Annotated in this window: 12 protein-coding genes and 1 tRNA gene; 5 read left to right on the top strand and 8 right to left on the bottom strand. The window is 71.8% G+C overall.

Features of this window, described 5'->3' with window-relative positions:
• Window positions 1-183 precede the first annotated feature (183 nt).
• Window positions 184-258 (top strand) — tRNA-OTHER (locus C8E87_RS43595).
• 84 nt (window positions 259-342) lie between these two features.
• Here C8E87_RS43595 and C8E87_RS10260 read toward each other — a convergent pair.
• Entirely contained in the window at window positions 343-2,181 is a 1,839-nt protein-coding gene (locus tag C8E87_RS10260) for a hybrid sensor histidine kinase/response regulator (protein ID WP_133872870.1), read from the bottom strand.
• Window positions 2,182-2,455: 274 nt separating this feature from the next.
• Between C8E87_RS10260 and C8E87_RS10255 the strand changes: the two genes are divergently transcribed.
• Window positions 2,456-4,132 carry an L-lactate permease gene (locus tag C8E87_RS10255; protein ID WP_133872869.1) on the top strand — a complete coding sequence of 559 codons (1,677 nt, stop codon included), beginning with the start codon at window positions 2,456-2,458 and terminating at the stop codon, window positions 4,130-4,132.
• Here the strand turns inward: C8E87_RS10255 and C8E87_RS10250 are convergent.
• Window positions 4,065-5,993 carry a CHAT domain-containing protein gene (locus tag C8E87_RS10250; protein WP_133872868.1) on the bottom strand — a complete coding sequence of 643 codons (1,929 nt, stop codon included), beginning with the start codon at window positions 5,991-5,993 and terminating at the stop codon, window positions 4,065-4,067. The genes C8E87_RS10255 and C8E87_RS10250 overlap by 68 nt on opposite strands.
• Window positions 5,994-6,707, bottom strand: coding sequence for a hypothetical protein (locus C8E87_RS10245; RefSeq protein ID WP_133872867.1), 714 nt, complete (start codon window positions 6,705-6,707; stop codon window positions 5,994-5,996). It abuts the gene before it with no gap.
• 149 nt (window positions 6,708-6,856) lie between these two features.
• On the opposite strand from C8E87_RS10245, the gene C8E87_RS10240 reads away from it, so the two are divergent.
• Window positions 6,857-7,675: a S1 family peptidase gene (locus C8E87_RS10240; RefSeq protein ID WP_133872866.1), complete on the top strand. Its 819-nt coding sequence runs from the start codon at window positions 6,857-6,859 to the stop codon at window positions 7,673-7,675.
• An 11-nt stretch (window positions 7,676-7,686) separates the two neighbouring features.
• Here the strand turns inward: C8E87_RS10240 and C8E87_RS10235 are convergent, their stop codons facing one another.
• The 5 genes from C8E87_RS10235 to C8E87_RS10215 all read right to left on the bottom strand — a co-directional run bounded on the left by C8E87_RS10235 (window position 7,687) and on the right by C8E87_RS10215 (window position 11,801).
• Window positions 7,687-8,070, bottom strand: a complete 384-nt coding sequence (locus C8E87_RS10235; protein WP_133872865.1) for a VOC family protein — start codon at window positions 8,068-8,070, stop codon at window positions 7,687-7,689.
• A 10-nt stretch (window positions 8,071-8,080) separates the two neighbouring features.
• On the bottom strand, window positions 8,081-8,866 hold the full coding sequence (locus C8E87_RS10230; RefSeq protein ID WP_133872864.1) for a hypothetical protein: 786 nt from the start codon (window positions 8,864-8,866) through the stop codon (window positions 8,081-8,083).
• Window positions 8,867-8,968: 102 nt separating this feature from the next.
• The gene (locus tag C8E87_RS10225) at window positions 8,969-9,262 is read right to left on the bottom strand and encodes a hypothetical protein (RefSeq protein WP_133872863.1); all 294 of its coding nucleotides are present in this window, start codon (window positions 9,260-9,262) and stop codon (window positions 8,969-8,971) included.
• A gap of 158 nt (window positions 9,263-9,420) precedes the next feature.
• Window positions 9,421-10,440, bottom strand: a complete 1,020-nt coding sequence (locus tag C8E87_RS10220; RefSeq protein ID WP_438866035.1) for a polysaccharide deacetylase family protein — start codon at window positions 10,438-10,440, stop codon at window positions 9,421-9,423.
• 182 nt (window positions 10,441-10,622) lie between these two features.
• Window positions 10,623-11,801, bottom strand: coding sequence for a YncE family protein (locus C8E87_RS10215; protein ID WP_133872862.1), 1,179 nt, complete (start codon window positions 11,799-11,801; stop codon window positions 10,623-10,625).
• Window positions 11,802-11,868: 67 nt separating this feature from the next.
• Between C8E87_RS10215 and C8E87_RS10210 the strand changes: the two genes are divergently transcribed.
• Together C8E87_RS10210 and C8E87_RS10205 are read left to right on the top strand one after the other, a co-directional pair.
• Window positions 11,869-12,465 (top strand): RNA polymerase sigma factor, encoded by a 597-nt coding sequence (locus tag C8E87_RS10210; protein WP_239079969.1) that lies wholly within the window; start codon window positions 11,869-11,871, stop codon window positions 12,463-12,465.
• The gene (locus C8E87_RS10205; protein WP_133872860.1) at window positions 12,458-13,189 is read left to right on the top strand and encodes a hypothetical protein; all 732 of its coding nucleotides are present in this window, start codon (window positions 12,458-12,460) and stop codon (window positions 13,187-13,189) included. Before C8E87_RS10210 ends, C8E87_RS10205 begins: the two co-directional genes overlap by 8 nt.
• Window positions 13,190-13,192: the final 3 nt, after the last annotated feature.

Genomic DNA, 13,192 nt, shown 5'->3' with positions numbered 1-13,192 from the left:
GGCCCCGTACCACGGCGAATGCGCGGCCATGGTCCCAGCCGGAGCAAATCTCCGCAGGTAGATATAGGCCTGCCGGCCGGGCCTTCAAAGCCGGGGAGCGAACTGGGAGCGAAAAGGCGTTGGTCAGGCGTGGTTGTGGTCGGGCAGGCGCCGTCAGGCGGCCTCGCTGACCTGCGCAAGAGGCGTAACAGAAGAGGCGGAGCGGGGCCTGACCCTGGTTGTGGTCCAGGGGGTCGCGGGTTCAAGTCCCGTCGATCACCCCATCGAGTTGCCCAAGGGCTCGGTCCTCGTGACCGGGCCTTTGTTGTTCGCCGGGGCTGGGAGCCCCGGCCGGCCGGGCCGTCAGTGCAGCACGCGCTGCAGGGCGCTGAGCAGGTGGTCGGTCTGGAACGGCTTGTGCAGCAGCGGCGCGTCGGCGGGCAACTCCTGACCGCCGGGGGCCGGGCCGCTGGTGTAGCCCGACATGAACAGCACCGGCAGGTCGGGGCGGGTCCGGCGCAGCTCGGCGGCCAGTTGGGTGCCCGACATGCCCGGCATGATGATGTCGGTGACCAGGGCATCCATCTCCAGGCCGCCGTCCCGGCACATCTCCAGCGCCGTCGCCGGGTCGGGGGCCGCTCGCACTTCGTAGCCGGCGCGGCGCAGGATGCGGCACACGATGTCGCGTACGCCGTCCTCGTCCTCGACCACCAGCACGGTGCCGCCGGAAGCGGGTCGGCGGACCAGAGTGGACGGACCGGCCGCCCGTTCGGCCGGGGGCAGGCAGAGCGTCAGGGTGGTGCCCTCACCGGGGGCCGAGTCCAGCGAGATCGTCCCCCCGGCGTCGGTGACCACCCCGTACGCGGTGGCCAGCCCCAGCCCGGTCCCTTTGCCCCGGCCCTTCGTGGTGAAGAACGGCTCGAACGCGCGCGCAGCGACCTCCGGCTCCATGCCGCAGCCGGTGTCCGCGATGGACAGGCACACCTGCCCGGAGCCCCGGTCGACCGAGGTGCTCAGGGTCAGGCGGCCGCCCGACGGCATCGCGGCCCGGGCGTTGGCGCCGGCGTTCAGCACCACCTGTTCGAGCTTGTTGCGGTCCATCGAGATCGGTGGCACGTCCAGCGACAGCTTGGTGGTCAGTTCGATGTCGTCGCCCAGGGTCCGTTTCAGCAGCCGCTGCATGTCGGTGGCCACGGCGTTCAGGTCGAGCGGTTCCGGGCGTGACGGTTCGAGGCCGCTGAAGATGAGCAGCTGCCGGGTCAGGCCGCTGCCCCGGGCGGCCGCCTGCTCGATCGCCTGGGCGTCGGTGTGCAGCTGGTGGTCGGGACCGAGCTCCTCGGACAGCATCGCGGCGTATCCCGAGATGACGGCCAGGATGTTGTTGAAGTCGTGGGCGATGCCGCCGGCCAGGCGCCCCAGCGAGTCGAGGCGTTCGGCCTGGCGCAGCTGCTCCTCCATGCGCACCCGTTCGGTGATGTCGCGCAGGATGCCCTCGATCGCGAGCGGGCGCCCGTCCGGCCCGGTCACCGCGTTCGCGCGCTGCTCGACCCAGGCCGGGTCGCCGGTGCGCCGCCGCCAGCGGACCGTCAGGGCGCCGGGGGACGCGGAGCGCCAGGACCGTTCGAGCAGCGGGCGGTCGTCCGGCTCGACCAGGCGGAAGATCAGCGCCGGGTCGGCGTAGAACTCCTCGGGCGCGTGGCCGGTGATCGGTTCCACGGCCGAGCTGACGTACTCCATCGCCGGTTCGGGACGCAGCCGGAACCGGAAGATGACGTCGGGCGCGTGTTCGGCCAGCAGCCGCAGCGCCCGCTCGGAGCGGCGATGCGCGCGACGATCCCGGGCCTCCTCCAGTTCGCGCTGCACGGCGGGTGCGAGCCGGGTCAGCCTGTCCTTGAGCACGAAGTCACGGGCCCCGGCGCGCATCAGGTCGGCCGCCACCTCCTCGCCGACCTGACCCGAGACGAGCACGAACGGGAGGTCGGGATCGTGCTCGCGAACCTGGGCGAGCACATCCTCGGCCCGTACGGTGGGAAGGTTGTAATCGCAGATGACCACGTCGACCGGCCCCGCGGCGAGCGCCCGCGCGACACCCCCGCTCGTCTCCTCGCGGGTCACCTGCACCTGCAGCCCGGCCCGGCCCAGCGCATGCCCGATCAGCACCGCGTCGTCGTCGTTGTCGTCCACCACCAGTACGGACGTCATACCGGTTCCTGTCCTGTCAGGCTGAACCGGACGACCGCACCTGCCCCCGGTGTGCCCTCGGCGCTGTGTGTCCGCCCGTCCTCGCCGGAGAGCCGGTCGACGAGGGCCATGAGCCCGCCGGTGCTCATCCTGACCTCACCGCTCCGACCGTACCGACCAAACAACCTAAATGTGAGTGTTTTCCATATTCCCTGCCCGATGCCCGCACCGGGATGCGCGCTGCGCCGAAGCGGGTGACCATGACGGTTCGGCCCGCACGTATCGATCTTCCTGGATGGCGATCATGTTTGATCAGTTCCAGATCGTGACCGATCCCGTCGGTGAGTCCGTCGCGGTCTCCGCGATCTTCGCGGTGCTGCCCCTGCTCACCCTGTTCGTGCTGTTGGGCGCCGTCCGCATGCGCGCCTGGCTCGCGGGGGTGATCTCGCTCGTCGTGGCGCTCGTCGTCGCTGTCGCGGTGTACTCGATGCCCGCCGGTCAGGCCCTGCTGTCGGCCACCGAGGGCGCCGCGTTCGGCTTCTTCCCCATCCTGTGGATCGTCATCAACGCGATCTGGGTCTACAACCTCACCGTCGTCAGCGGCCACTTCGACGTGCTGCGCCGCTCGATGGAACGGGTCAGTCCCGACATGCGCGTCCAGGCCGTGATCGTGGCCTTTTGTTTCGGCGCCCTGCTCGAGGCGCTGGCCGGTTTCGGTACGCCGGTGGCCGTGACCGTGGTGATGCTGATGGCGCTCGGCTTCCGGCCGATCAAGGCGGCCGCCGTGGCGTTGATCGCGAACACCGCCCCTGTCGCCTTCGGCGCGCTCGCCACCCCGATCACCACGCTGGGCACGGTCACCGCGGGCGCGGCCGACGACCCACGGCTCAACCCGGACACGCTGGGCGCGATGGTCGGACGGCAGACGCCCGTCCTGGCCGTGGTCGTGCCGCTCGTGCTGGTCGCGGTGATCGACGGCAAGCGGGGCGTGCGGCAGACGTGGCCGGTGGCGCTGGTCGGCGGCCTGGTGTTCGCCGGGGCGCAGTTCGCCGCGTCCAACTACATCTCGGTGCCGCTGACCGACATCATCGCGGCGCTGCTGTCCGCCGCCGCCGTGATCTTGCTGCTGCGTGTCTGGCGCCCGGCCGAGTCGCCCGACCTGTCCGCCGACGAGCCGGCCGGGGACGGCGGCGTGGCCGTGCGGACCCGGCGGGACACCAACGCCGAAGTGCTGCGCGCGTACGCGCCGTACCTGATCATCATCGTGATCTTTTCGATCGCCAACCTCGGCCCGATCAAGTCGTTGCTGGCCGAGGAGCCCTGGACTGTCACGTTCGGCTGGCCCGGCCTCGACGTTCTGGGCGCCAACGGCGAACCTCTGGCCTCCACCACGTTCACCCTCGGCTGGCTGCCCGCCGCGGGCACGCTGATGATCCTGGCCGGCATCCTCACCGCCGCGATCCTGCGGGTCCGGCCGGCCGAAGCGATCAAGGCCTACGGCCGCACGTATGCCGAGCTGCGCCACGCGATCGTCACGGTGATGGCGGTGCTCGCCCTCGCGTACGTGCTCAACCAGTCGGGCCAGACCAACACGCTGGGCGAGTTTCTGGCCCAGACCGGTGGGATCTTCCTGTTCCTCTCCTCGATCCTGGGCTGGATCGGCGTGGCCGTCACCGGCTCCGACACGTCGGCCAACGCGCTGTTCGGGGCCCTGCAGGTGCAGACCGCGGCCGATGCCGGACTCGACCCCGTGCTGCTGGCCGCGGCCAACTCCTCGGGCGGGGTGCTGGGCAAAATGATCAGCCCGCAGAACCTGGCGATCGCCGCCGCGGCCGTGGGCATGGCCGGCAAGGAGGGCGACATCTTCCGCCGGGTGGTCGGCTGGAGCGTCGGCCTGCTGCTGGTCATGTGTGTTCTGGTGACCCTGCAGGGGACGCCGGTGCTGGACTGGATGGTCCCGACAGCGCCCTGAGCCGTTCCAGCAGCCGCGCCGCGTCGGCCGTCAGGTCTCCGCCGGCGTAGCCCGGGAAGTACCCGTGCCCGGTCGTCCACCAGCGCAGGTAGCGGCCGAACTGCCGGATTGTGGAGTCGACCGGGAACGGGTCGTCGGCCGGCCATTGGGCGTGGGTGCGCGCCACCAGCTCGGCCAACTGCTCCTCGGCCTCCTCCAGCGCCCGCGTGCGGCCGGCCAGCGGGGCGAGCAGCAGCAGCTCGGCCAGCGACCCGGGCGCCCAGGCGCCGTCGTCCGCCTCGGCCGCCTCACGGGCCGCGTACCACTGACCGACCCGCTCGATGCGCCCGGTCAGCGCCGCCTCCAACGACAGCGCCTGCACCCCGTGCCAGTGGAACGACAGGTTGCGGGTGAAGCCCAGCAGATACCACCGCCGGGCCTCGGCCAGACCTGTACGGGCGGCCGCCTCCCATCGCTCGCGGCCGGCCTCGCCCAGTCGCGCCCGGTGGAAGGCCAGCTCGGCGTGCCTTTTCTGCGCGCTGCCGAGAATGCCGAGGTTCTCCAGCCGGGCGGCCTCGGCGGGCGCGGCGACCGTGCCCTCGACGTAGCGCTGCAACGACGCGATGCGCGACCCCAGCCGCCCGGCGACGGTGTCGTACGCCTGAGGGTCGGTGATGCCCTCGTTGACCAGCCTGTCCGACCAGAGCTGAGCCGTACGCAACGACGCCATCTCGGCCTGCATGGCGACCTCGTACAGCCTGTCCTGATAGTCCTCGGGCAGCTGCACGTAGGCGACCAGGCTGGCCCAGTCGTGCGCGGTCTCGCCGCCCTGGCTGTGCAGCCGCGTACGGGCCTCGTGCAGCGCCTCCCGCACGTCGGCCCCGGACAGCAGCAGGTCGTAGAAACTGCGGGTGAACGTGGTGGACCCGGCGAAGGTCAGCGGGAACTGCGAGGCCAGCACGACCGGCACCCCCGAGACGTGCAGCGCGTGGGCCAGGCTGCCGCCGCCGGTGACGCTGTTCGACTCGTTGCCGCCGTCGCAGACCGCCAGCGTCACCACGACCGGGCCCGGCTCGATCCCCTGAATCACCGCGCGCAGCATCTCCGGCGTGACCGCGGCCGCCGTCCGGTCGTCGTCGTCGAAGAGCGCGACCCCGAACGCCGGCTCGAACCGGTCGCCGACGTCGCAGCCGTGGGCCAGCACGTGCAGGTGGGTGTAGGGCCGGCCCTCGGCCGCGGCGGCCAGCGCGGCGGCCCGGATCCGGCTCAGGCCGGCCCGGTCGATGGTGGTGAGCACGCGGCGGTTGTCCCGGACGGCGTCGGCCAGGCCGGGCACCGGCAGCGGCTCGCTCCACGGCTTGAGCGCGTCGCGCAGCGCGGCCCGATGCTCCTCGAGCGGCACCGGCTTGCCCGCCCCGGGCGGGGAGGCGGCGGCGAACAGCACACGCGGTTTCGACCACCAGATGTGTCCCTCGCCGTGGGCGCCGGTGCGCACCCGGCGGGTCAGCACGAGCGGCGGCCCGGAGGTGGCGAAGAGCGGCCTGCCCCGGGCGTCGGCGGCCAGCTCGAACGGCAGCGCGCTCAGCTCGGCCGCGTTGGTCACCAGGTCGATCTGGGTCGGCCCGCCCTCGGCCCGGTACGGTCCCAGCACCTCGCTGACCACCCGGGACAGCTGTGCCAGCGCCTCGTCACGGCGGCCCTCGTCGTGCTCGACGGAATAGCGCAGGTGGTCGAGCCGGCGCAGGAACTCGGCGTGGCCGATCGGGATCCGCACCTCGGCCACCGGCTCGTTGCCGCGGGCCCGCAGGAACCGGTCGCCGCGGCGGAGCATGCCCGAGTTCTGGTCGTCGAAGCGGAAGAACTCGATCAGCTCGGAGCGCATCTAGACGTCGTCCTCGAGCTCGTCCGCGGTCTCGAACTCCACCTGACCGTCGGCCTCGCCCCGCAGGATGTCGGTGCTGCCGGTGAACAGCCGCAGCTTGAACAACCGCAGGCCGACCACGCCGCTCGCCCCGATCACCTCGAGCCCGGCCGCCCGTTCGCCCGACAGCGTGATGCCGCCGTGCGCCTTGCCCAGTTCCAGCAGGCGCAGCACGTCGGCCGTGGCGCTCAGCTCGAACGCCGAGTTCGCCTCGCGCGACGAGATGATCGTGCAACCCTCACCCGCGTACGTGGAGAAGACCACCCGATATTTGCGGCGCCACCCTTCCGCCTTGCGAAGCGCCGCACCGACTTTCGCAACGTCCTGCATGGACTGGGCGGTCAGCGTCGGCGCGTCGACGTAGAACGAGTCCTTTGTGGAGAACTCGATGCGGATCGACGCCTCGATGTCGACCTGCGGCAGGTTGGGCACCTCGGCCCCGGCCACGAACCGGGTGACACGTGTGCCCTCGGACCGGAAGCGCAGCTTGGTCTGCGGTCCCGCCGCGGCCGTGAACGAGACACCGTACTCGGCGATGTTGCCCATCCGGACGAAGACGCCGTCGCTGACCACGCCGTAGTCGCCCAGCGCGAACGTGTTGGTGACCGGCAGCCAGGCCGCGTGCACGTCGAGCTCGGAGTGCAGGACCTTGCTGAACTTGCGGGCCGTCCCCATGATCGCTCCCCGTGCTCGGCTGCTGGGAGTCCATCGTGTACCGCCCGGGCAACCGGCACAACGGGCCATCGGTATGACCGCAATGTTATTGATTGACATCGATTTTTTGCGGTGCCACGCTGCGGGCGTCTACCAGAAGGGAAACCCCCATGCGCGTACGACGGTTCCTCGTCACCGCGGCCGCCGCGATCGCCGGCATGACCGGTCTCGTGGCCGCCCCGGCCCACGCTGTCGCGGCCACCACCCTGGCCAACACCATCGCGCTGAGCAACTGCTCGGCCTCGCTGGTGCGCTACCCGTCCTCGGTCAGCAGCGACCGGGCCATGATGCTGACCAACGGCCACTGCTACGAGGGTGGTTTCCTCAGCGCCGGGCAGGTTCTGGTGAACCGCAGCTCGTCCCGCTCGGGCACGCTGCTCAACAGCAGCGGCGGGTCACTCGGCACCGTTCGCGCCGACCGCGTGCTCTACGCCACGATGACCGGCACCGACGTCACGCTCTATCGCCTGACCACCACCTACGCCACCCTGCAGAGCCGGTACGGGGCCACCGCGCTGACCATCGCGAGCAGCCGTCCGTCCGAGGGGCTCAGCATCGCCATCCCGTCCAGCTACTGGAAGCGGATCTGGAACTGCAAGATCGACGCCTTCGTCCCGCAGTTGCGCGAGGGCGAGTGGACCTGGCGCGATTCGATCCGCTACGACACCGCCTGCGACACCATCCACGGCACCTCGGGCTCGCCGATCGTCAGCGCCTCCGACGGCCAGATCGTCGGCATCAACAACACCGGCAACGACGACGGCGAACGCTGCACCCTCAACAACCCGTGTGAGGTCGCCGCTGACGGCACGGTCACGGTCTCCCAGGGGCAGAGCTACGGCGAGCAGACATATTGGTTCACCACGTGCCTGAACGCCTCACGCGTCATCGACCTGAGCGTGTCGGGCTGCCTGCTCACCAAGCCTTGACCGGCGGGCCCCTAGGCGACGCAGAACTCGTTGCCCTCGGGGTCGAGCATCACCACGTGACCGAACTGGTCGTCGTAGCGCTGGGTGCGGATCTCGGTCGCGCCCGCGGCGACCAGTTCGGCCACCTTGGCCTTGACGAGGCGCTCGCGTTCGGCCGGGTCCCACGGCGGCTCGCCGGCCACCCGGATGTCGATGTGCACCCGGTTCTTGGTCGTCTTGACCTCGGGCACCCGCAGGAAACTGATGGCCGGCCCGCGGCCCACCGGGTCGACGATCGAGGCGCCGTCGGGGTCGTCGTAACCCTCCTCGGGCAGGTAGCCGAGCGCCTGGGCCCAGAAGGCCGCCAGCCGGTGCGGATCGGAGGCGTCGCCGCCGAGCGTCCAATGCGTGGCCATACGGCGCACCCTAGTGCCAGGCTGCCGCGACCGCAGGCTCACCGGCGACGGAGGCGATGGAAAGGCCGGCGGGCACCAGGCGGCGCAGGTCGGCGGCCCGGGCGGCCGCGATCCAGGACTCCTGGCGCAGGCTGTCGCTGGTGCGGCGGGCCAGGGTGGCGTCGTGCCGGGCGGTGACCTCGGCCGCGACCGCCCGCTCGTAGCGGTCCCGCAGATGGCCGGCGGCGGCCCGGAAGACCACCAGCTCCTGCTCCAGCGGGTGCAGGCGGGCGTCCCACCCGGCCCGTCCGGCCAGCGCGTCGGCGACCGCGGCGGCCGGCAGCCAGCCGTTGCCGGCGGCGGTGCGAACCGCCTTGTGCAGGAAGCGCTCGCGGGCCGCGTACTCGGTCGGGGTCTGCGCGCTCCACGGCGTGCCGAAGGCCGCCGCCGACCGCCGCACCCGCAGCCGGGCGTCCGCGTCGAGCCACGCCTGCCACGCCTCGGTCACCTCGTCGGTGGCCGCCTCCCAGCGCTCGTGCCACCGCTCGGCGGCCAGCTCGGCCCGGTCGGCAGCGACCCGCACCTCCTCGGCGAACTGGGTGGCGGCAAGCGACTCCAGGGCCGTCTCGCGGGGGTGCGCGCCCCGGCACCCGGGCAGCCGCAGGTAGCGGCCCAGCGACCGCAGGGCCTCACCCGGGTTACGCATCGCCTCGGGGCTGGCCAGCACCAGCACGGCGGGCAGAGTGAGGATCCACAGGGTCGCCCAGATGGCGGCCGGGGCCGGGGAGCTCAGCAGCATTTCCGCAACAACGTTCATCGCCAGGGTGTCCTGTCCGCTCGAAGGAGGTTCGCGCGGTCCACTTCGGCGGGACGGCGCGGGCGGCGACCACGGTTCGGCCGGACGGCCGTCAGCGCGTGATCAGGCGAGAACGAGCGGCGGGGCGCGGGAGCCGGTGACGGCGGCGGCGCGCTGCGCGGTGAGGGCCCGGGTGCGGTCGGCGACGGGGCCTTCCGGCGTACGGGAAAGTGCCTTCTCCGCCTCGTCGGCGGGAGTGTCGGCAATGGAGTCCGGCGTGGCGGAGGCACTGTGACCCACGCCCGCGGAGGTGAGCGCCTGCGTTGTCGTCTGCGGCGCGGTCAGGCCCAGCGTCAGCAGCAGGAGCAGAACAGGCAACGACCGCAGCAGCACGCCGCGGAGTGAGTTCGTCGCCATGCCGCCAATGTACCTATAAGAAGGGGCAAATCGACTGTGCCACTCCGAAGATCAGCTGACGGCCGCCGGGCCGGACTCCACGTGGGGAGCCCGGCCCGGGGCGGAGGTTGGAGGCCGCCGAGCCGGACCCCGCGGGGGTAGCCCGACCCGGCGGTGGATCAGGCTGTTCGGCAGGACAGCGACGGCCAGTTCCAGTTGCCGTTGTGCTGGATCGTCATACCGAACGTGTTGCCGTTCCCGTTGGGGCGCGCGGTCATCACCAGGCCGCTGCTGTCCCAGCTCACCGACGCGTTCCAGGTCGCGAGGACGCGCTGCGGCGAGCGCAGGGTCACCGTGACGACCCAGTTGTTCGAGCCGTTGACGGTCACCGAGCCGTTGAAGCGGTCGCTCCACTGCTGTCCGGCGGTGTACGTGGTGGTGCAGCTGCCCCCGCCGGGCGGGGGAGTGGTCGGGTTGCCGGTCGACGGGGGCGGCGTGGTGGGGTTGCCGCCGCCCGTGGGCGCGACGGCCCGGCCGGTCGACGCCGAGATCATGCCGGCGCACAGGCCCCGCTGGGTCAGCCCGGCCGCGATCTGCGGGATGGCCGAGATGGTGCTCTGGTAGTTGTCGTGCATCAGGATGGTCTGGCCGTTGGTGAGGCGTGAGGCGGCCTGCACGATCGCGGCGGTGCTGGCGCCGTTCCAGTCCTGCGAGTCGACGTCCCAGGTCACCGTGCGCAGCCCGAGCGACGAGGCGACCGACTGCAGGGTCCCGTTGGTCTCGCCGTACGGCGGGCGGAAGATCGTCGGGGTGCCACCGCCCGCGTTGCGGATCGCGTTCTGCGTGTTCGACAGCTCGGACTGCATCTGCTGCTGGCTCATCTGCGTCATGTGCCCGTGGGTGTAGCTGTGGTTGCCGACCCACATGCCCGCCGACACCTGCGCCGCGACCAGGCCGGGGTTGGCCGCCGCGTTCTGCCCGGTGTTGAACATCGTGGCCCGCAAGCCGTTGCTGCGCAGCGCGTTCAGCAACTGATTGGTGGTGCTCGGGTTGGGCCCGTCGTCGTACGTGAGGCCGACGTAGCCGTTCTCGCAGCTCGCCGCCTGGGCCGGCGCGGCCAGGGCGATCGCCCCGGCTCCGGCCAGCAGCGCGGCCGCGGTTGTGAGGATCAGGGATCGAGGACGGATCCATCTGGTCACGGTGGTCACCTTCGCGTCGTGGTCGGGGGAGCGCGGCGGCCGGTGGAAGCCGCCGCGCGATCGACGTACGTCATTGCGCCCCTCATTCTTGGGACGATCACCGCGATCAGTCAACCTTCTAGTTCCGGAAAGTTTCGCCTTCTCAGGAGCTATTTGCAAAATGCATCCGCCGTAACTTTCGGTTATCTAACGGAAAGAACGGCGATCGGCCCGGCCACCTGGGCGCGGCCCCGCAGCGCTCCCGAGGCCGCGTCCAGCCAGACCACCTCACGGGCACCCCCGGCGTAGAGCCGCGACCCGTCCGGGCTCAGGCACAGGCCGCGGGCGGCGCCCGGCAGTTGCCACGTATCCGGCATGCCGCCGTCCTCGAGCACGTGCACGGTGGCGCCGTCAGCCGCGAACAGGCGCCCGCCGCGGCCGAATCCGAGGGCGGCCGGACCCCCACCGGCCTTCGTCCGCGCCACCTTCTCGATCTCCAGGGACTCCGTGCTCGCGTACGCGATCGACCCCGATGCCGTGTCCAACACAGCGATCCGCCGCCCGTCGACAGCCAGCGCATGCCCCTCGGCCGGCCCTTCCCCGAACGGCGCGGGCAGGTCCAGGCAGTACGCCCACTGCTCGTTGAGGTGCAGCACGTGCACGAACGCGTGTACCTGGCTGCGGGTGCCACCCAGCAGGTCGCGGGTGTGCTGATGCTCGGGCTGGTGCGTGTAGAGCGTGTAGAGCGTCTGCCTGTCCCGCGAGTACACCGCCTGCCGCCCGCGGCCGCGCATCTGCTCCTCGGCGCCTTCCGGGATCGGCCGCTTGTCCCGCGTCAGCAGCGAGGTGACCGTACCGTCGCTCAGGCTCAGCAGCCGTACGCGGTAATGGTCGGGCCGCCCCGCCGGGAGCCAGTCGAGCACGAACAGCCCCCGGTCGTCGCTGGTCAACGCGTCCGGCTCGACGCAGCCGGGCAGGTCGAACGTCTTCTCCCCGCCCGCGCCGGCCACCAGCACGGGCGTGCTCGTGCGCCCGGCCGGCGGATCGGCGGCCGTGGTCCGGGTCAGCACGCAGGCGTGGCCCGACTCGGCGACCACCCGGGGCACCCATCCACCCCCGATCGACCGCTTCTGGAGGGGTGCCCCGGTCGCCGCGTCGATCCGCACCAGGCTTTCGCCCTCGACGGCGTACGCGACTGCGCCGTCCCGGCTCAGCACCGAACTGGCGCCCAGGGAGCGCGTCGCGTCGCCGGCGAGCCGGACGACACCGCCGGGGGTGCCCGCGAGCACCACGTCGGGAACCGGCGTGGCCGGGTCCTCCGGCGAACGGCAACCGGCGAGCACCGCACCGGACAGGACGAGGAACGAGCGGCGTGTGGTCATGCCCGGAAGACACCGCGGATCCGTGACAGGTTCCGGGAACCTTTCCGCGGCGGGCGGTGTCAGGGCAGTGTCGGTAACGGAATCGAAGGAGCTCGGGCTGAGAGAGGCCATCGACATCGACGACGCGACGGCGGTGAGCCGGGCCCGGGACGGCGACCTGGGGGCCTACGAGGTCCTGGTCGCCCGGTACACCGTGCCCGCGCACCGGGCCGCCGTGCTGCTCGGGGCCGGGGACGACGCCGACGACGTGGTGCAGGAGGCGCTGGTGAAGGCGTACCGGCAGTTGTCGCGTTACCGCGGCGAGTCCGGCTTCCGCCCGTGGCTGCTCGCCATCGTGGCCAACGAGACCCGCAACCTGCACCGGTCCCGCCGCCGCCGTGACGGGCTGGCCCTGCGCGCGGCCGCCGTCACCGAGCCGCGGCCCGACGAGCCCGACCCGGCCGACACCGTGATGGCCCGGGAACGCCGTGAGCGTCTCGTCGACCGGATCCGCTCGCTGCCCCAGCGCGACCAGGATGTCCTGGTGTGCCGTTTCCTGCTCGACCTGAGCGAGCAGGAGACGGCGGCGGCGCTGGGCGTGCCCAAGGGAACCGTGAAGTCGCGTACCGCGCGGGCGCTGGCCCGGCTGCGTGAGCATCTCGTCCCGGAGGTGCCCGGTGCCTGATCGTCACGACGACCTGATCGCCGAGCTGCGCGAGCTCGACGCCTTCCTGACGGTGCCCGAGGCCGCCGACCAGCGCGCCGCCGTGCGTGCTCGCCTCGAGATTCCCGTACGCCGTAGGCACCGCCGGCGGATCTGGCTGGCCTCCGCCCTCGCGGCCGTCGCCGTCACCGTGACCGCCGTGGAACCCGCCCGCGCCGCCGTCGTCGACGCGGTCGTCCAGGTGCTGCAGGTCGCCGGCATCGAGGTGCGCCGCACCGCCCAGCCCGCGCCACCCGCTTCCTCACCCAGCCCGCTGCCGTCGACCGGCCCGGTCACCCTCGAGCAGGCCCAGCAGCGTGCGCCTTTCCCCGTACGCCTCCCCGCCGCCCTCGGCCCGCCCGAGCTCGTCGAGCTGGCCGATCCCGACGCCAACGGCCTCCCCCGGGTGGTCAGCGCGGTCTACCGCGGCGGAACCGTACGGTTCGACCAGTTCGCGGGCTCCGCGGGCGTCTTCTTCAAGCAGGCGCAGGACGCCCAGTGGGTCGAGCTGGAGTCGGCGACCATGGCGATCTGGCTGCCGACGCCGCACACGCTGACCTATGTCGACCGCGCCGGCGAGGAGCGCACCGCCACGGCCCGGCTCGCCACACCCACCCTGATCTGGGAGCACAACCAGGTCACGTACCGGCTGGAGGGTTTCACCGACCTCGGGACGGCGAAGGAAACCGCCCGGACACTCCGCTGACAT

The sequence above is a fragment of the Paractinoplanes brasiliensis genome, assembly GCF_004362215.1.
GTDB lineage: Bacteria > Actinomycetota > Actinomycetes > Mycobacteriales > Micromonosporaceae > Actinoplanes > Actinoplanes brasiliensis.
This window is presented reverse-complemented; position numbering and strand designations above follow the sequence as displayed.